An 18,057-nucleotide genomic window follows, 5' to 3' on the forward strand; every position below is an offset into this window, starting at 1 on the left:
ATCCCGCAGGCCCCACGACCCTCTATCGTTTACGGCCATGTGGCCAGGACAGCAGCCGCCCGGGGGCGAGCAGAACCCGCAGGACCCGAACAACCCCAACTACCCCAGCAACCCACCGACGCCGAACCCGTACCAGCAGCCGGGTTATCAGCAGCCGAACCCCTATCAGCAGCAGGGGTACCAGCAGCCCAACCCCTATCAGCAGCAGCCGGGGTGGAACGCGCCGACGACGCCGATGGGCCCGCCGCAGCCGCCGAACAAGGGCGGCGGGGACAAGCGCACGAAGATCGTCGCGATCGTCGCGGCGGCGGCCGTCGTCGTCGCGGCCGGGGTGACCGGAGTTCTGGTGCTCGGCGGTGACAAGGACGACGACGCGAAGGGCGGGGACAAGAAGCCCGCCGCCTCGCAGTCCGCGAGCGAGAAGCCGAGCCCGTCCGCGTCGGCGGGTGCCAATCCGCGCGGCGGCGACAGCGCCGTCAAGCCGGTCGTCGCGGGCTGGCAGCCGGTGGTGAACGCCAAGCACAAGACGGTGTTCGACGTGCCGCCGGACTGGGAGGTCAGCCCGGGCGGATCCGACCAGATCATCGGGTTCGAGTACGACTACAAGGACAAGAAGGGCAAGAAGGAGCACAGCATGACGACTGTGTCCGCTCCTGCCGAGTACAAGTCCAAGTGGTGCTCCGACGACTCCGACAAGGACGGCAACAAGGAGGACACCTCACTCGCCGGTGTCGGCACCCGTGGCGAGGACGGTGCCAAGACCGCGGCGCAGGCCGCCGAGAACCGCGTGCCGTGGTGGATCTACGGCGGGTACACCGAGCCGGACATCAAGTCGGTGAAGGTCGGCAAGCCCAAGGAGTTCACCAACGCCCAGGGCGTCTCGGGCAGCCTGATCAAGGCGACGTCGGAGAACACGCCGCAGAAGGGCAAGTGCGACAGCGAGGGCAAGGCGGTCGTCTTCGCCTTCCAGAACGAGGTCGGGGACTACGTGTCCTGGGACCTGTGGGGCGCGAAGGGCGTCAAGGGCGAACTGGACGACGCGACGATCGACAAGATCCTCGACTCGGTCCGCTTCTACAAGGACCCGACCGCGTCCTGACCGGCCGGTCCCGACCGGTCGGCCCGTGCCGCTCCGGCCGGTGACCGAGGAAACGGTTTGGCAAACGGGCGTGCGGCGGCGGATAGTCCCTCAGTGACCTCAGCCGCCGCCTCCCCGCCGTCCCGCCCGCGCCGTCGTCCCGCCTGGGCCGGACGCAACTACACCCTGCTGGCCGTCGCGGCGTTCATCACGACGCTGGGCGCGCACGGCGCGCTCATCGCGTCCGCGTTCGCCGTGCTCGACGCGGGCGGTGACGGCGGCGACGTGGGGCTGGTGGCCGCGGCCCGCACGCTGTTCCTGGTGATCTTCCTGCTGGTCGGCGGCGCGGTCGCAGACCGGCTGCCGCGCCATCATGTGATGGTCGCGGCCAACGCCCTCAACTTCCTCTCGCAGGGCGCCTTCGCGCTGCTCGTCCTGCAGGGCGAGCCGAAGCTGTGGCAGATGATGGCGCTCAGCGCGCTCGGCGGCACCGGTCAGGCCTTCTTCAACCCGGCGGCCGAGGGCATGCTGATGGCCTCGGTCACCGGCGAGCAGGCGAGCCGCGCGTTCGCGATGTTCCGGATGGGCATGTCCGGCGCCGCGGTGGGCGGGGCCGCGCTCGGCGGCGCGATGGTCGCGGCCATCGGGCCCGGCTGGGTGCTCGCGGTCGACGCGGCGGCGTTCGCGGCGGCCGGCGCGCTGCGCATGTTCCTCGACGTGAGCCACATCGCGCCGCGCGTGCCGGGCAGCGGACTGCTCGCCGACATGCGCGACGGCTGGCGGGAGTTCATCGGCCGGCCCTGGCTGTGGACGATCGTCGCCCAGTTCTCGGTGGTCGTCGCCGTGGTGGGCGCCGCCGAGTCGGTGTTCGGGCCGCTGGTGGCGCGCGACGAGCTGGGCGGGGCCGGGCCCTGGGGCCTGGCGCTCGGCGCGTTCGGCGTCGGCACGATCCTCGGCGGTCTGCTCATGATGCGGTGGAAACCGCGGCGGCTGCTGTTCGCCGCGACGCTGTCGGTGTTCTCGCTGGCCCTGCCGTCGGCCGCGCTGGCGGTCCCGGTGCCGATCGGTGTCCTGGTCGCCGTGATGTTCGTCAGCGGCGTCACGATCGAGATCTTCGGCGTCTCCTGGATCACCGCGCTGCACCAGGAGATCCCCGAGGAGAAGCTCTCCCGCGTCTCGGCCTACGACTGGTTCGGGTCCGTGGCGATGGTGCCCCTGGCGACGGCGCTCGCCGGTCCCGCGGAGTCGGCGTTCGGCCGGACCCCGTCGCTGTGGGGCTGCGCGGCCCTGGTCGTACTGGCCACGTCGGCGGTCCTGTTCGTGCCGGACGTCCGCAATCTGCGCCGCAGGGAGACGGTCGAGGTCATGGCGTCGCCGGAGCAGGTACCCGCGCCGAGTCCCGTGGCGGAGACTCCCGTACTCGGGCGGACCCCGGCTGAGTAGCCGTACCCATACGGGCACCACCGGGGCCCGCCCATGATGGCGGGACCCGACCAAGGAGCCCTGCCGTGCCCGAGCCCGTCCTCGCCCTGCCCGCGCGTCCCCCGGTGTCCGGGCGGCGCACGCCCCGCGTGTCCCTGCCGGCCGTGCTCCTCGTGGCCGTCGTGGCGGGCCTCGCGCTCTCCGCATGGCACGCGCACGACACGACGACCTGGTTCCTGGAGACGGTCTGGGTCATGGTCGGGCTGCCGCTGCTCGTGCTGACCCGGCGGCGTTTCCCCCTCACGCCTGTGCTGTACTGCCTGCTCGCGGCCCACGCGTTCGTGCTCATGCTGGGCGGCCACTACACGTACGCGCAGGTCCCGCCGGGCGACTGGGTACGGGACTGGTTCGGGCTCGACCGCAATCCCTACGACCGGTTCGGGCATCTGATGCAGGGCTTCGTCCCGGCCGTCCTGGTGCGGGAGCTGCTCAGCCGGACGTCACCGCTGCGCGGCAGCCGCTGGCTGGCGCCCCTGACCGTGTGCGCGTGCCTCGCCTTCAGCGCGGTCTTCGAGCTGTTCGAGTGGGCCGCCGCGGTGATCGGCGGACACGCGGCCGATGACTTCCTCGCGACCCAGGGCGATGTCTGGGACACCCAGTGGGACATGTTCTGCGCGCTGATCGGGGCGAGTGTCTCGCTGCTGCTGCTCCGTCGCGCCCACGACCGGCAGCTCAGCCGACGCTGAACGAGCCGCCCGGCGGCTCCGGGGAGGGCACCGCGTCCGCGTCGGCGACGGGCCGGGCGTCGCCGACGAAGCGGCGCAGCCCGTCCCCGTGCTCGACCCGCGCCGGGAACGCGTCCCGGGCGGTGCGCCGGGCCAGCTCCGCCACGTCCGGCTCGGTGTCCGAGGCGACGAGCACGGCGTTGCCGAACCGCCGGCCGCGCAGCACCGACGGCTCCGCGATCAGGGCGACCTGCGCGAACGCGGCCGAGAACGTGGCCAGTTGGGAGCGCAGGAACGTGAACGGCGCCCCGTCCGCGAGGTTCGCCGCGTAGCTGCCGCCCGGCCGCAGCACCCGGGCCGCCTCCTGCGCGTACGCCTGCGTCGTCAGATGCGCGGGCACCCGCGAGCCGCCGAACACATCGGCCACGAGCACGTCCACGGAGCCGTCCGGCACCGTCTCCAGCCACTGCCGGGCGTCGGCGCCGTGCACGGCGATGTCCGCGCCGGGCGGCAGCGGAAGGTGCTCGGCGACCAGGGCGAGCAGCGCCCGGTCCGCCTCCACGACGTGCTGCCGGGACCCGGGCCGGGTCGCGGCGACGTACCGGGGCAGGGTGAGCGCGCCGCCGCCGAGGTGCAGCACGTCGAGCGGCCGCCCGTCCGGCGCCGCGCAGTCGAGGACGTGCCCGAGGCGGCGCGCGTACTCGAACTCCAGGTGCGCCGGTTCGTCGAGGTCGACGTAGGACTGCGGCGCTCCGTCGACGGTGAGCAGCCAGGCCCGGTCGCGGTCCACGTCGGGCAGCAGTTTCGCGGTGCCGTGGTCGACGGCACGGGTGACGGGGATCGGCTCGGGGTCGGGTGCGTTCACGTGCCCCATTGTGCCGGGGCCGCCGGGGGTCCGTGCCGCGTCAGCCGCTCCCCCAGGTGCGCCGCGCCTCCTCGGCGTGCGCGGCGGCCTGCGCGAGGCCCGCGCGGGCGGCCGGTGCGCGGCACGCCGGGTCGAGGCTGTTGGTGCCGAAGGCGCGGCGGGCGGCGCGGTCCGGGGTGACGAGGGTGACGTGGGCGCCGGCCGCGGCGAGCCCGGCGGCCTGAGTGCGGGCCGCGTGCAGGACGCCCCCGCCGGCCGCTATGGGCGCGATGACGACGACCCGTTCGTGGCCCTCGGCCAGCTGGGCGTTGGCGGGGGAACGCGTCCCGCCGTCGATCCAGCGTGCGGCCTCGATGGTGACCGGGGGCCAGACGCCGGGCACGGCGCAGCTCGCCGCGACGGCGTCGACGAGGCCGACGCCGCAGCTCCCGTCGAAGACGCGGAACTCACCGGTGCTCGCCTGGACCGCGGTGACGAGGAGGCGGCGGGGCGGCCAGTCGTGCGACAGGAGGCGGCCCGCGATCACGGAGCGCCGGGTCGCCTCGTCGGGGGTCCGGGCGGCCAGGGCCATGCGCCCGAGCTTGCGCCCGTAGGCCTCGACGGTGCGCGAGGACAGCGCGGCGCGCGCGTAGCGGAAGGTCGCACTCACGCCGAACGAGCCGGTCAACTCCCCTGTAGGTGGGGCCAATTGACGTTCGTACAGGGCTGCCGTGGTCAGTTTTCCGGAGGTGAGCTGCGCGCCGACGATCGCGCCCGCGGACGTGCCGATCACGGTGTCGGCGTCGCTCAGGTCGACGCCGGCCCGTGCGAGTCCGTGCAGGATCCCGGAGATCCAGCCGATGCCGGCGAGCCCGCCGCCACCGAGTACGAGTGCCGTGCCCGCCACCGCGACCTCCGTCATGACCTTCGGGTGCACCGTCGAATTCGTCGTGTCCCGGTCAGTGTGACGTACGGAGGTGTGCGGCCGGGACCCATCGGTCCCGGCCGCGCACCGGTCTCACACGACGTCCGTCACCGTGCCCGCGCCGACGGTGCGCCCGCCCTCGCGGATCGCGAAGCCGAGCCCGGGCTCCAGCGGCACGTCGCGGCCGAGCTCGACCGTCATGGTGACGGTGTCGCCGGGCCGGGCGACGGCCGTGTCACCGAGGTCGACGTCCCCGACCACGTCCGCGGTCCGCAGATAGAACTGCGGCCGGTAACCGGTGGCGACGGGGGTGCTGCGGCCGCCCTCCGCCGCCGACAGCACGTACACCTGGGCGGTGAAGCGCCGGGCGGGCCGCACGCTGCCGGGCTCCGCGACGATGTGGCCGCGTCGCACCGCGTCGCGTGGCACCCCGCGCAGCAGCAGCGCCACGTTGTCCCCGGCCTGCGCCTCGTCCATCGGCTTGCCGAAGGTCTCCAGGCCGGTGACGACGGTCTCCCCTTCCTTGAGCGCGTCGGCGCCGTGGACGCGGACCCGGTCGCCGACGCGGATCCGGCCGCGCTCGACGGCCCCGGTGACGACGGTGCCGCGCCCGCTGATGGTCATGACGTTCTCGACCGACAGCAGGAACGGCGCGTCCACGTACCGCTCGGGCATCGGGACGTACGTGTCCACCGCGTCGAGCAGCGCCTCGATCGCCGCCTCCCACCGCGGGTCCCCCTCGAGGGCCTTGAGCCCGGAGACCCGGACGACGGGGACGGAGTCGCCGCCGTAGCCGTGCGCGGTCAGCAGCTCGCGCACCTCCAGCTCGACGAGGTCGGTGAGCTCCTCGTCACCGGCGTCCGCCTTGTTGATCGCCACGACGATGTGGTCGACGCCCACCTGCCGCGCGAGCAGTACGTGTTCGGCGGTCTGCGGCATGATCCCGTCGAGCGCGGACACGACGAGGATCGCCCCGTCGAGCTGGGCCGCTCCGGTGACCATGTTCTTGACGTAGTCGGCGTGACCGGGCATGTCCACGTGCGCGTAGTGGCGGGTGTCGGTCTCGTACTCGACGTGCGCGATGTTGATGGTGATGCCGCGCTGCGCCTCCTCGGGCGCCTTGTCGATCCGGTCGAACGGCACGAAGCTGCTCGCGCCGCGCGCGGCGAGCACCTTGGTGATGGCGGCGGTCAGGGTCGTCTTGCCGTGGTCGACATGGCCCATGGTGCCGATGTTCAGGTGCGGCTTGGTGCGCACGTATGCCGTCTTGGGCATGGCTGGGTGGTCCCTTCGGGAACATCCGAGTCACCGCGTCTGCGTCACTCGGACAGGCAATGGCCTCCTGCGGGAGGCGGGGACCCCTGATCCGTACCGACCCTCCCCCTGCGGGGTCCGCCGGAATGTCCGGAGAGGGTCAGCTTCGCGCGCCGTCGACGGCTGCTGCGAGGAAGACGGCAGCCTGAGCAGCGTCCGCGACTGCGGACGGAGCTGCGAGGTAGGCGTGCCGGAACATGTGCAGATCATCGCCGACGGGACGCCGCCCGTCGAATGGTTTTCCGTGCCCCGCGCGGCAGTTGCTCAGCCGGTCACGGTCCTACGTTCTTGAGGGCCTCCCGCACCGAGAGCGGCGCGAGCTCGCCTCGGTGCGCGGCGACGAAGGACCGTACGGCGTCGGCGTCGGTCTTCGCGTACTCGCGCAGGCTCCAGCCGATGGCTTTGCGGATGAAGAAGTCGGGGTGGCCCGCCTGCCGGAGGCAGTACGCGAACAAGCGGTCCGCGTCCGTGGACTCCTTGTACCGGAGCTGGTGCAGGAGCGCGGTCCTGGCCACCCACAGGTCGGGGTCCTCGATCCACGCGTCCATGTCGGCGGTGAGCTTCGCGTCGGCGGCGACGAGCCCGCCCACGACGTGCGCGGCGAGGGCGTCGACGGTGTCCCACCACGGCACGGTCGTGACCAGCTGCCTGGCGACGGGGAGGAAGCCGGACGACAGGCGGCGTACATGGCGGCGCAGCCAGTCGACGGCGAAGTACGCGTACTCGCGCTCGGGCAGTGCCCAGCAGCGCAGTGCGACGGCGGTGAGGTCGGCCTCGTCGGGCCGTGGTGTCCCCTCCAGCACGGCCTTGGACAGTTCCCTGCGCACGGGCGAGGTGAGCCCGAGGAAAGGGGCGACGTCCTTCATGTACGCGCGCATCTGCGCGGCCCGCTCCGGGTCGGCCGCCGCTCCGTAGACGACGGGAAGCCGGTCGAGGACGGTGTCGGCGAGAGTGCTGGGCGGCGGCGTGGTGACGGGCACGTGGCCCTCCCTCGGGACATTGCTGTGCGGGGAAAAGTGAGGAGAACTACTGGAAAAGTGAGACACAACCTACGGCGATCTTATGTATCCGTCGGTTAGTCTCCCCGGATGTTCGAACCCGTCCCCGCTCGTCCCGCCGGCCTCGCCGCGCGCTGCACCAGGGCTCTGCTCTCGCCCTGGTCGAGGCTGTCGCTCCTGCTGGTGCTGCTGGCCGCGGGGGCGACGTGCGTGCTGCTCTTCGAGCCGCAGCGGATCCTGGCGGACGGATGGCCGCCCGAGGTGGGCGGCGCGGCAGCGGTGGTGCTGTTCGCGGTGGCCTACGGGGTGTGCACGGTCGCGTTCGTCCCGCGTCCGCTCCTGAACCTGGCGGCGGGCGCCCTCTTCGGCTCGCAGCTGGGCCTGGTCGGGGCGCTCGGCGGGACCGTGCTCGGCGCGGGCATCGCCTTCGGGCTCGGCCGGGTGCTCGGCCAGGACGCGCTGCGCCCGCTGCTGCGCGGCCGCTGGCTGAAGGCGGCGGACGGCCAGCTGAGCCGGCACGGCTTCCGCTCGATGCTCGCGGCCCGGCTGTTCCCCGGCGTCCCGTTCTGGGCGGCCAACTACTGCGCGTCGATCTCCCGGATGAGCTGGAGTGCGTTCCTGCTCGCCACGGCCCTGGGCTCGATCCCGAACACGGCGGCGTACGTGGTGGCGGGCGCCCGCGCCTCGACGCCCACGTCCCCGGCGTTCCTGATCGCGATGGGCTTCATCACGGTCACGGGCCTGGCGGGCGCGGTGGTGGCCTGGCTCAAGCGCCACAAGCTGCGCGGCAACGCGTAAGGACGCAGCCGGACCACCACCCGCACCCCAGGTCCCGCGGGATTCAGTCGGTCCGGTACACGTCCAGCCGGCCGCACATCCCGAACTTCCCGCGCGCGGACGGCGCCTCGGACCGCACCACGGCGTCCGCGAGATGCCCGGCGTCGCCGGCGGCGAGCCGGTCGAGCTGGTGGCCGGTCGCGGCGGACGCGGCGGCGGCACCCCGCTCCCACCGGTCGCGCCACGCGGCGAGCCGGTGCCGGACGAGCGCGGCCGCCGCCTCGTGGAAGGCGGGGAGCTCCTTCGGGTTCTCGCGCAGCCGCAGGTACCCCTCGATCGCGAGGTCGCGCCGGGCCCGCGCCACCCGCTCCTGCTCCTCCTCGGGGGCGTCGGCCGGGATGGCCGTGGCGGCGGCGTACGTCTCGGGGTCGGTCAGGTGGGCGGGCGGCAGCGTGAGCACCGCGTCGCCCGCCTCGGGCAGCCCGCTGTTCTGCATCAGGACGACGATCCGCAGGCCCCCGTCCTCGTTGACCAGCCGATGGATGGTGCCCGGCGTGAACCAGGCGACGGTGCCCGCCGTCAGCGGCGTCCGCTCGGCCCCGGCGGCGGTCAGCGTCTGGACGGCGCCGCTGCCCGCCGTGACGACGTACCCTTCGCTGCACGTCAGGTGCAGGTGCGGGGTGCCGCCGCACAGCCCGTCGGCGGCGGGCCAGTCGTACACCGACAGATGCGAGACCGCGACCCCGCCGGGCAGTCCTTCGTACGGGCTCACCACGGGTGCTCCGCCAGGTACTTGGCGATCTCCTCGCGCTCCCATGCCCCGTCGGCGACGACGACGCGGTAGCGGCGGGTGAGGGTGGCGCCGGGTTCCAGGACGAGTTCGTCGTAGTAGGCGAAGGACGGAGCCACCGCGGCGAACGGGTCGTTGCGCACGAACCAGTGCGCCGGGTGGGCGCCCCGCTCCCCCGCGTGGTCGTTCTCCAGGGCGTGTTCGAAGACGAGCGTGGCGTGTCCGTCGGCGCCGTCGTGCTCCGCGCTGTACGCGAGCCAGGGCGCCTGCGTCCCCATGTCCTCGGGCCCTTCGGCGTCGGCCGTCAGGATCCGGCCGTCACGGAAGGCGCGCGGTCCGCGCCAGAACAGGCCGGTGTAGCCCGCGAGTTCACGGCCGTGGGTGGTGGGGCTGCCGAAGCGGAGCGGTTCGGCGCGGCGGTTGGTGACGGCGCTGGTCCAGGTCAGCGTCCAGGACCCGGCGGCCGGGTCGACGTCGCGCACCTCGACGCGGCGGGACTCCTCGGCCCACAGCGCACCGTCGTGGGGATGCCAGGTCAGCCGCTCGGCGATGACGGCGGTCCCGTCCGCGCGGGCGGCGATCTCGTCGAAACCGGCGTGCGCCATGGAGCCGACGCGTTCGGGCAGGGCCAGGTAACCCTCGCCGTGTACATAGGAGTTGCCGCCCCACAGGTTCTGCCCCGAGAGGTGGGAGGCGGTCATCTGAAGGCCCTTGTGCCAGCGGTGGTCGTTGGGCCGGTAGTCGGTGACGACGTGGCCGCCCAGCGTCCTGATGGGGTGGAGGTACGGCTTCGGGGCCTCCCAGGCGGCCTCGGGGCGGTGGACGTACGCGAACAGGTCGACGCCGGTGGTGGGCTCGGTGACGGTGACGCGGTCGCCGTGGGCGTGGACGAGGCGCAGCGGGCTCGGCTCGGTGGTCATGCGGTGGCCTCCTGGAGGGGCGCCCAGCCGGGGGCGTCGCCGTGCAGTGCGGTGTAGTACGGGTCGCCGGGGCCGATCTCGCCGGCGCGGACGGTGACGTCGGTGAACGCGGACTTGTAGAGCGCGGAGATCAGCTCCAGGCTGGTGCGCCCGTCGGGGCCGCTGCTGCGGGGGCGTTCGCCCGCGCGCATCGACGCGATCAGTGCGCGCAGCTGGGCGAGGTGGGAGCTGGGGACGTCGGTGCCGAAGTCCTGCCAGGAGGCGGCGAGTTCATCGGGTACGTCGCGGGCGGGGGTGACGGTCCAGTCCGCGTTCTTGTAGCCGTACAGATGGGTCAGTTCCACAGTGGCGCGCTCGCAGTCGATGCGGATGCGGCTGACCTCGTCGGGGCTGAGGACGCTGTTGACGACGGTGGCCAGGGCGCCGCTCCCGAAGCGGACGAGGGCGGTCGACACGTCCTCGGTCTCCACGTCGTGCACGAGCCGCCCGGCCATGGCCCGCACCTCGGACCAGGGGCCGAGGAGGTCGAGCAGCAGATCCATCTGGTGGATCCCGTGGCCCATGGCGGGGCCGCCGCCCTCGGTGGCCCAACGGCCGCGCCAGGGAACGGAGTAGTAGGCGGTGTCACGGTGCCAGGTGGTCTGGCAGTGGGCGACGAGCGGTCGTCCGACCTCGCCCTTGGCGAGCAGGTCCCGCACATGGTGCGCGCCCGAGCCGAAGCGGTGCTGGAACACGATGGCCGCGTACGGCCCGCCCTGCGCGCCCTCGGCCGCCTCGATGGCGTCGAACTCCGCCAGGGACGGTGTCGGCGGCTTCTCGCACCACACCCAGGCGCCGGACTCCAGGGCGGCGACGGTCTGTTCGCGGTGCAGGGTGGGCGGGGTGCAGACGGTGACGAGGTCGGGCCGCTGCTCGTCGAGCATGCGCCGCAGGTCGGTGTACGGGTGCGGGATCGCGCCGTCCGCGCAGAACCGGCGGACGGCGTCGTCGTCGATGTCGACGGCCGCGACGACCTCCAGCTCGCCCTCGGCGGCGAGCTGCTGGAGGGCCGGCAGATGGCTGCCGCGGGCGATGCCGCCGGCGCCGATGACGGCGGCCTTGAGGCGGTGGGTGCGGGGACCGGAGCGATCTGGTGCGGGTGCGCTGCGCATGGGCGCGATCAACACTCCATCGGGGTGCGGTGGCAGGACCTGACGCGTGGGGGCGGCGCCGCGTAGCAAGCGCTTTCCCCCCGTCGACGCTAAGCGGGTGGGGCGACGGGGGTCAACAGGGCGTGGGCGGTTGGTCAGGTCCCCACCGGACGTTCACGGAACCGCCGTCCGGGGCTCGGGGCCCTCCACCCGGCGCAGGCCGGGCGCCAGCGCGAGCGTGACGGCCAGCGATCCGGCCGCGAGGGCCGTCATGGCCGTCGCCGGCGACGTGACCTGGGCCAGCGCCCCCGCGAGGAGCGCCGCGATCCCTTGCGCCGAAAGCATCCCAGCGGTGTGCAACCCGAGGGCGTGCCCGCTCAGTTCGTCCGGGGTCAGCGCCACCAGGCGCTCCTGGAGGAGCAGGCTCGCCGCGTAGCCGACGGAGGCGCACGCCACCGCGAACGCGGCCACCGGCAGCGCGGGGCGCACCGCGAACACCAGGTACGGCGCGGCGAGGAGCAGCCGCAGCGGCGCCCCGAGCCGGCCCCGCAGGCGTGCGGGCACGAAGCGTCCGGCGAGCGTGTCACCGGCGAGCATGCCGAGCGCGGCGGCGGCGAGCAACAGGCCCGCGTGCGCGGGGTCGTAGGGGACGAACAGGGCCTCGCAGCCGACGATCAGCCCGTTCGGCACCCAGAGGGCCAGGTACACGTACCGGCGCGGTCGTGACGACCACAGGAGCGCGTTGCCGCGCAGCGTCGCCGCGGCCGACGGGCGGCCGGTGGCCCGTGCCGCGCGCCGGGCCAGGCCCCGGCGGGCCACCGCCGCCGACAGGCCGTACAGGCCCGCGGCGATCAGCAGGGTGCCGCGCGGGGACAGGGCCTGCACCAGGGCGCCGCCGATCGCGTACCCGAGGATCTGGCAGGTGCCGGTGCTCATGTTCAGCACGGAGCGGCCGAGCAGGTAGCCGTCGCGGTCGAGGATGTCGGTGAGCAGGCCGTAGCGGACGCCGCCGCCCAGCGCCGCGGGCACGCCCTGCGCCAGCACGAGGGCGAGCGCGGCCGCGGTCGGCAGGCCGGGCGCGGCCTGGGCGGCGGTGGCGAGGCCCAGGAACAGCGACAGTCCGGCGAGGGCCGCGCGCGGCGGCAGCCGGTCCGCCGCCGACAACAGGGTGAACGCGCCCACGACCTGGGCGAGGGCGGGCCCGAACATGGCGAGCGCGGACAGCAGCGCCGACCCCGTCGCGGCATAGACGAGCGAGCCGAGCGCCAGGCCGGCCACCGTCTGGGCGGCGACCTGGAGCGAGCAGGCGAGGAAGAAGGGCGGGTACTCCGGCGTGCTGAACAGGTCGCGGTAGGTACGCATGGGTGGAGGCTGCGGGGCCGCGGCGGACGGACGTTAATGTTTCGCGGACCGGCGAAACGAGGGAGGCTCCGTGGGCGTCTGGCAGGTCGACGCGGACACTCTGGCCGGCAGTCGGTTCGTGGTGTCGTCGCTGGCGGAGACGACCGCGAGCCTGAAGAAGCTGGCGGATCCCGCCGCCGCGCACCCCGGCGAACGGCAGTGGCTGGACACGTACCTGCCCGCCTACCGCGCGCGGCTGGCCGCGGACCGGGTGACGGCGCTGCTGGTGGACGCCGTGTTCGGGGCGACGTGGAACGCGGACTTCGTCACGCCCACCCCGGCCGGGCTGCGCGCGCTCGACCTGGCCGACGGACTCGCCCGGATCCGTGCCACGCCACCGGACCGCGTACGCGCCGATCTCGCCGTCTCCTGCCCCGGCCCGCTGCCCGCCGCGCTGGCCCGCGCCGACGATCTCTCGGAGCGCACCGCCGCGCTCCTGGAGTGGGTGTGGCGGGAGACCGTACGGCCGCAGTGGCCGCGGCGGCGCCGGGTCATCGAGGCCGATGTCGTCGCGCGGACCCGGGAGATGACGGTCGGCGGCTGGGCGGCGGCGTTCGGCGCGCTGCGCCCCACCATGCGCTGGCTGGGCGACGGGCGCCTGCGGGTCAACGCGCACGACTATCCGCCGCAGGACATCTCCGGGGCCGAGCTGCTGTTCGTGCCCGTCACCCCGCAGCAGGGCTGGTTCTCCTGGGAGACGGCCGCGAACCGGTACGCCGTGGTCTATCCGTGCGCGGGCGCCCTCGCCGACGCGGGAAGGGCGGCGCCGCCCTCGGGGCTCGCCACGCTGCTCGGCCCGTCGCGCGCGCAGGTCCTCGTGCTGCTCGACCATCCCCTGACGACCACTCAGCTGGTCGCCCTGACCGGCCAGGGGCTCGGCTCGGTCGGCCGCCATCTGAAGGTGCTGCTCGACGGCCGCCTCGTACGGCGCCGCCGCGCGGGCCGCTCGGTGCTCTACTACCGCGCTCCGGCCGGGGACGCGCTGCTGGCGGCGCAGCGGGAGACCGGCGGCTAGGTGTCGTTGTCCTGTGCCGGTGAGCGGGGACAACGCCGCTGGTGTGGGTGCCAGACCCCGCGCCCGCGACAGGATCCGCCGGACGGGTCCTGGGCCTGTCCGGCCGCCCCCGTGGCAGTCCCGTCACTTTCGGGCGCTACGCTGCCCTCGCACGCGCCCGCGGCCCTGGCCCCGGGGGCTCGCAGACCCTTCTCCGGACCGCGTTCGCGGCCGGTTCCGCCCGCACCCTGGATCGCGTATCTCCCCATGTCTTGGTTCGAATCGTTCATTCTGGGACTCGTCCAGGGGCTGACGGAGTTCCTCCCGATCTCGTCGAGCGCCCATCTCCGCCTCACCGCCGCCTTCGCGGGGTGGACCGATCCGGGCGCCGCCTTCACGGCGATCACCCAGCTCGGCACGGAGACCGCGGTGGTGATCTTCTTCCGCAAGGACATCGCGCGGATCATCTCCGCGTGGTTCCGGTCGCTGACCGACCGGAGCATGCGCGGCGACCACGACGCCCAGATGGGCTGGCTCGTGATCGTGGGCTCGATCCCGATCGGCGTGCTCGGCGTGACGTTCAAGGACCAGATCGAGGGCCCGTTCCGCGACCTGCGCCTGACGGCGACGACGCTGATCGTGATGGGCATCGTCCTCGGCGTGGCCGACCGTCTCGCGGCCCGTGACGAGACGGGCGGACGGCACCGGGCCATCCGTACCCGCAAGGAGCTCAAGGACCTCTCCGTCAAGGACGGCCTGATCTACGGCCTCTGCCAGGCGATGGCCCTGATCCCCGGCGTCTCCCGGTCCGGTGCGACGATCAGCGGCGGCCTCTTCCTCGGGTACACCCGCGAGTCGGCCGCCCGCTACTCGTTCCTCCTGGCCATCCCGGCGGTGCTCGCCTCCGGCGTCTTCGAACTCAAGGACGCGACCGAAGGCGGCCACGTCTCGTGGGGCCCGACGATCTTCGCGACGCTGATCGCGTTCGGCGTGGGCTACGCGGTGATCTCGTGGCTCATGAAGTTCATCTCGACCAAGAGCTTCATGCCGTTCGTGTACTACCGGATCGCGCTGGGCATCGCCCTGTTCGTGCTGGTCAGCGTGGGTGTGCTGAGCCCGCACGCCGCGGAGTCGGCCGGGTAGTGCCGCCCGGTGAGCGGCAGTCGTCTCCGCGCCTGGCAGCGACTGCGGCTTCACGGGGCGACTCTCCTTGCCGCGTTCAGGCGATGATCCCGGCGGCGCTCGCGGCCCGCAGCCAGTCGGGGAACTCGCCCATCAGCCGGTCGTAGAGGACCCCGTCGGGGATGGTCTTGGGGTCCTTCCCGGCGGCGAAGAACCCGGCGTTGTCGACGACGCGCTTCTCGGGGACGGCGAGTTCGTCGAGCTTGCGCAGGAAGTCGAACCTGTCCTTGCCGTAGCCGACGAACTGCCAGAACAGCGGCAGCTCGGCGGCCTTGCACAGGGTCTGTTCGGCGGCGCGACGGGAGTCGGGTGAGCCGTCGGTCTGGAAGATGACGAACGCGGGCGCCGTCGATTCGCTGTCGAGGTAGTGGTCGATGACGGCGTCCATGGCGGCCGCGTAGTTGGTGGTGCCCATGTGCCCGTACTTCTTGTGGAGTTCGGCGATCCGGCCCTGGTAGTTGTCGAGGCTGATGTCGACGGCCTCATGGGCGTCGGTGTCGAAGAAGACGGTCGGGACGATGCCGTCGTCGTCCAGGTTCGCGGACAGGGCCAGCGCCTGCTCGGCGAGGTGCTGCATGCTGCCGTTCTTGTAGTAGCGGTGCATGCTGCCCGAGCGGTCCAGCACCAGGTAGACGGCGGCCTGCCGGCCGGCGAGTCCCTGCTTGCGCAGCGAGACGGCGGCGGTCTTGGCGAGGCTGACGAGCCCGGCGGGAACCTTCTCGAAATCGGTCGGCATACGGAGTCTCCTTGCGTGGCGGTGCCATGGTGGACGACTCCTGAGGGCCAGAGGTTGCACTCACCGCTGAAGTGATTCGGTGGAACGGAGCTCCTCGGCGACGGGCGGTCCGGCCCGGCCCGTCACCAGTCCACAGGCCCGTGCGCGTCGAAGTACCCGCCCGTCGGCCCGTCCGGTCCCACCTGTGCCATCCGCACGATGATCTCGGCGCCCTCCTCGACGGTCTGGACGCCGGTGTTGCCGTTGAGGTCGGTCTTGGTGAAGCCCGGCTCGACGGAGTTGATCCGGATCTCCGGGAACGCCTTCGCGTACTGCACCGTGAGCATGTTCACCGCGGTCTTGGAGGCCGGGTAGGCGATGCCGGGGTAGCCGTACGCCGGGGCCGTGGGGTCGGTGACCAGGGCCATCGAGCCGAGGCCGCTGCTGACGTTCACGATGACGGGCGCGGTGGAGCGGCGCAGCAGGGGCAGGAAGGCGTGGGTGACGCGCAGCGTGCCGAAGAGGTTCGTCTCGAACAGCGGGCGCAGGGTGTCGACGGTCTCGTCGGCGGGGGCGACGATGCCGTTCCCGTCGGTGCGGCCCTCGATACCGGCGTTGTTGACGAGTACGTCGAGGCCGCCGTCGGTGTCGAGGGTGCGCGCCGCCGCCTCGACGGACGCGTCGTCGGTGACGTCGATGACGACATGGCGCGCGCCGAGCTCCGCGGCGGCGCGGCGCCCGCGCTCCGCGTCGCGGCTGCCCAGGTAGACGGTGTGTCCCGCGGCGACGAGGCGGCGGGCGGTTTCGCGGCCGAGGCCCTTGTTGGCTCCGGTGATGAGTGTCGTGGTCATGGGTCCAGCTTCCGTCCAGGGCGCCGGACCAGCCAGGAGTCCGGTCTTCCTGGGACTCCCGGTACCAGGAAGACCGGTGCCGGACGGGGCACAGTGGAGGGTATGGCGAGTGCGGAGTTCGGGGCCTTCGGGGATGCGGTGCGGCGCTGGCGGGACCGGATCCCGCCCGAGTCGGCGGGGATCACGGCGGTGGGGCAGCGGCGCGCGGCCGGGCTGCGCCGCGAGGAGCTGGCCCTGCTGGCCGGGATCTCCGCGGACTACGTCACCCGGCTGGAACAGGGCCGGGCCACCCGTCCCTCGGACCAGGTCGTGGAGGCGCTCGCCCGCGCCCTGCGGCTGTCCGTCGCCGAGCGCGCGCACCTGTTCCGGCTCGCCGGCCTGGCGCCGCCCGGTCCCGACACGGTGCCCGCCACGCTCACGCCGAGCGTGCACCGGCTGCTGCAGCGGCTGGCGGGCACGCCCGTCGCGGTGTTCGACGCGGCGTGGACGCTGCTCCTCGCGAACCCGCTGTACTCGGCGCTGCTGGGCGAGCGCCCCGACTGGCGCGGCCACGGGCGCAACGGCGTGTGGTGGACGTTCCTCGGGCCGCCGGGCCGCGTGCGGCAGAGCCCGGCGGCGCGGCGTGCGATGGAGTCGGCCCTGGTGTCCGACCTGCGCACGACCGCGGGCCGCTACCCGTCCGATCCGCGCCTCGCGGAACTGGTCGCCGAGCTGCGGGCGAAGAGCCCCCGGTTCGCCGAGCTGTGGGAGTCGGGGTCCGTCGGCCGGCACGAGGCGGCGCGCAAGACGGTCGAGCACCCCGGGGTGGGCCCGCTGACGCTGGACTGCGACATCCTCACGGTCGCGGGCGACGAGCTGCGCGTCATGGTCTACACCGCCGAGCCGGGCACCCCGGACGCGGACCGGCTGACGCTGCTGGCGACGACGGCGGCGACCGCCTTCGCCCACGCGTCCGCGGACATCGGCTCCGGTACGGAATCGATCACTTGAAGCAAGCGGTTGCTCGCTCAGGGTTCCCAGGCGGCCGTCTCGCCACTAGCTTTGACGCATGCCTCCAGTCACGCCTTGTTCCGTGCGGTCCGCCGCCGAGGTGAACGAGCAGATCCGGGGCCTGTGGCTGCGCGCGGGCGGACGGCTCAGCGCCGAGCAGCGCGCGCAGTACGAGCTGCTCGTGTCGGAGTGGGCCGAGGCGGTCCGCGCCGAGGTCCCCTGACCGGGGGCGGGCGACAGGCCCTGATCCGGCCCGCTTCAGCGACCGCCCGCCACTCGTAGGACGGTTCCCGTGGTGTACGCGGCCTCGTCGGAGAGCAGCCAGGCGATGGCCGCGGCGATCTCCTGCGCGGTGCCGGGGCGGCGCAGCGGGATGCCGGGCGCCGACTGCGCGGCCCGGTCGGGCGCGCCGCTCGCCGCGTGGAACTCGGTGTCGATGATGCCCGGCGCCACCGCGTTGACCCTGACGCCGACCGGGCCGAGCTCCTTGGCGAGGCCGAGGGTGAGGGTGTCGACGGCGGCCTTGGACGCGGCGTAGTGGACGTAGTCGCCGGGGCTGCCGAGGGTGGCCGCGGCCGAGGACAGGTTCACGATGGCGCCCGCTCCGGCGGCGCCCATGTCCCGGGCGGCGCGGCGGCAGCACAGCAGCACGCCGAGGACGTTGACGTCGACGACGCGGCGCAGTTCCTCGGCGCTCGTCTCGGCGAGCGGGCCGAGCGCGGAGCCGACGCCCGCGTTGTTCACGAGGCCGGTGAGCGGCCCGAGCCGGTCCACCGCCTCGTCGAACATCCGCTCCACGTCGGCCTCTTGGGACGTGTCCGCGCGGATGAGGGCGCACCGGGCCCCGGCGGCGGTCACGGCTTGCGTGGTCCGTTCCGCCGCGTCCTTGTCGTGGACGTAGGAGAGCGCGATGTCGTGGCCGTCGCGTGCGAGGCGCAGCGCGGTCGCGGCGCCGATGCCTCGGCTGCCGCCGGTGACAAGGGTGGTGGGGCGGGTCAAGG

Annotated in this window: 19 protein-coding genes; 8 read left to right on the forward strand and 11 right to left on the reverse strand. The window is 73.4% G+C overall.

The features are described 5' to 3' along the window. The first annotated feature begins 37 nt into the window (after positions 1-37). From ACVHNB_RS26040 to ACVHNB_RS26050, 3 genes are all read left to right on the forward strand, one after another. Entirely contained in the window at positions 38-1,099 is a 1,062-nt protein-coding gene (locus ACVHNB_RS26040; protein ID WP_428956130.1) for a hypothetical protein, read from the forward strand. A 93-nt stretch (positions 1,100-1,192) separates the two neighbouring features. Then, on the forward strand, positions 1,193-2,521 hold the full coding sequence (locus ACVHNB_RS26045; protein ID WP_456226041.1) for an MFS transporter: 1,329 nt from the start codon (positions 1,193-1,195) through the stop codon (positions 2,519-2,521). A gap of 65 nt (positions 2,522-2,586) precedes the next feature. Continuing rightward, positions 2,587-3,246, forward strand: a complete 660-nt coding sequence (locus ACVHNB_RS26050) for a DUF2238 domain-containing protein (RefSeq protein WP_428956128.1) — start codon at positions 2,587-2,589, stop codon at positions 3,244-3,246. On the opposite strand, the gene ACVHNB_RS26055 is transcribed toward ACVHNB_RS26050, so the two are convergent. From ACVHNB_RS26055 to ACVHNB_RS26070, 4 genes are all read right to left on the reverse strand, one after another. Continuing rightward, entirely contained in the window at positions 3,233-4,099 is an 867-nt protein-coding gene (locus tag ACVHNB_RS26055; protein WP_428956127.1) for a spermidine synthase, read from the reverse strand. The genes ACVHNB_RS26050 and ACVHNB_RS26055 overlap by 14 nt on opposite strands. A gap of 31 nt (positions 4,100-4,130) precedes the next feature. Continuing rightward, positions 4,131-4,991, reverse strand: coding sequence for a patatin-like phospholipase family protein (locus tag ACVHNB_RS26060; RefSeq protein ID WP_456226042.1), 861 nt, complete (start codon positions 4,989-4,991; stop codon positions 4,131-4,133). Positions 4,992-5,087: 96 nt separating this feature from the next. Further along, positions 5,088-6,269 (reverse strand): elongation factor Tu, encoded by a 1,182-nt coding sequence (tuf, locus tag ACVHNB_RS26065; RefSeq protein ID WP_428956125.1) that lies wholly within the window; start codon positions 6,267-6,269, stop codon positions 5,088-5,090. Between the two features lie 311 nt (positions 6,270-6,580). Beyond that, positions 6,581-7,288: a DNA alkylation repair protein gene (locus tag ACVHNB_RS26070; protein ID WP_428956124.1), complete on the reverse strand. Its 708-nt coding sequence runs from the start codon at positions 7,286-7,288 to the stop codon at positions 6,581-6,583. A gap of 108 nt (positions 7,289-7,396) precedes the next feature. Between ACVHNB_RS26070 and ACVHNB_RS26075 the strand changes: the two genes are divergently transcribed. After that, a complete protein-coding gene (locus ACVHNB_RS26075) occupies positions 7,397-8,104 on the forward strand; it encodes a TVP38/TMEM64 family protein (RefSeq protein WP_428956123.1) in 708 nt (235 codons plus the stop codon). A gap of 43 nt (positions 8,105-8,147) precedes the next feature. Here the strand turns inward: ACVHNB_RS26075 and ACVHNB_RS26080 are convergent, their stop codons facing one another. The 4 genes from ACVHNB_RS26080 to ACVHNB_RS26095 form a co-directional block, all read right to left on the reverse strand. Then, positions 8,148-8,858 (reverse strand): cupin domain-containing protein, encoded by a 711-nt coding sequence (locus ACVHNB_RS26080; RefSeq protein WP_456226043.1) that lies wholly within the window; start codon positions 8,856-8,858, stop codon positions 8,148-8,150. Continuing rightward, positions 8,852-9,793, reverse strand: coding sequence for a DUF6807 domain-containing protein (locus ACVHNB_RS26085; RefSeq protein WP_456226044.1), 942 nt, complete (start codon positions 9,791-9,793; stop codon positions 8,852-8,854). The genes ACVHNB_RS26080 and ACVHNB_RS26085 overlap by 7 nt, the downstream gene beginning before the upstream one ends. Then, entirely contained in the window at positions 9,790-10,944 is a 1,155-nt protein-coding gene (locus tag ACVHNB_RS26090) for a Gfo/Idh/MocA family protein (RefSeq protein WP_456226045.1), read from the reverse strand. Before ACVHNB_RS26090 ends, ACVHNB_RS26085 begins: the two co-directional genes overlap by 4 nt. Before the next feature lie 153 nt (positions 10,945-11,097). Next, a complete protein-coding gene (locus ACVHNB_RS26095; protein WP_428956119.1) occupies positions 11,098-12,285 on the reverse strand; it encodes an MFS transporter in 1,188 nt (395 codons plus the stop codon). 70 nt (positions 12,286-12,355) lie between these two features. On the opposite strand from ACVHNB_RS26095, the gene ACVHNB_RS26100 reads away from it, so the two are divergent. Together ACVHNB_RS26100 and ACVHNB_RS26105 are read left to right on the forward strand one after the other, a co-directional pair. Continuing rightward, positions 12,356-13,339: a transcriptional regulator gene (locus tag ACVHNB_RS26100; RefSeq protein WP_456226046.1), complete on the forward strand. Its 984-nt coding sequence runs from the start codon at positions 12,356-12,358 to the stop codon at positions 13,337-13,339. Between the two features lie 246 nt (positions 13,340-13,585). Further along, the gene (locus tag ACVHNB_RS26105; RefSeq protein ID WP_428956117.1) at positions 13,586-14,461 is read left to right on the forward strand and encodes an undecaprenyl-diphosphate phosphatase; all 876 of its coding nucleotides are present in this window, start codon (positions 13,586-13,588) and stop codon (positions 14,459-14,461) included. 76 nt (positions 14,462-14,537) lie between these two features. Here the strand turns inward: ACVHNB_RS26105 and ACVHNB_RS26110 are convergent, their stop codons facing one another. Beyond that, entirely contained in the window at positions 14,538-15,236 is a 699-nt protein-coding gene (locus ACVHNB_RS26110; protein WP_428956116.1) for a vWA domain-containing protein, read from the reverse strand. Positions 15,237-15,358: 122 nt separating this feature from the next. After that, positions 15,359-16,066, reverse strand: coding sequence for an SDR family NAD(P)-dependent oxidoreductase (locus tag ACVHNB_RS26115; RefSeq protein ID WP_428956115.1), 708 nt, complete (start codon positions 16,064-16,066; stop codon positions 15,359-15,361). A 102-nt stretch (positions 16,067-16,168) separates the two neighbouring features. Here ACVHNB_RS26115 and ACVHNB_RS26120 point away from each other — a divergent pair, with 102 nt between their 5' ends. Together ACVHNB_RS26120 and ACVHNB_RS26125 are read left to right on the forward strand one after the other, a co-directional pair. Beyond that, complete coding sequence (locus ACVHNB_RS26120) at positions 16,169-17,056, forward strand: helix-turn-helix transcriptional regulator (protein ID WP_456226047.1); 888 nt, start codon at positions 16,169-16,171, stop codon at positions 17,054-17,056. A 58-nt stretch (positions 17,057-17,114) separates the two neighbouring features. Continuing rightward, complete coding sequence (locus tag ACVHNB_RS26125; RefSeq protein ID WP_428956113.1) at positions 17,115-17,279, forward strand: hypothetical protein; 165 nt, start codon at positions 17,115-17,117, stop codon at positions 17,277-17,279. Between the two features lie 35 nt (positions 17,280-17,314). Here ACVHNB_RS26125 and ACVHNB_RS26130 read toward each other — a convergent pair whose 3' ends face one another. Continuing rightward, entirely contained in the window at positions 17,315-18,055 is a 741-nt protein-coding gene (locus ACVHNB_RS26130; protein WP_456226048.1) for a glucose 1-dehydrogenase, read from the reverse strand. Positions 18,056-18,057 lie beyond the last annotated feature (2 nt).

It is taken from the genome of Streptomyces sp. YJ-C3, assembly GCF_053891275.1.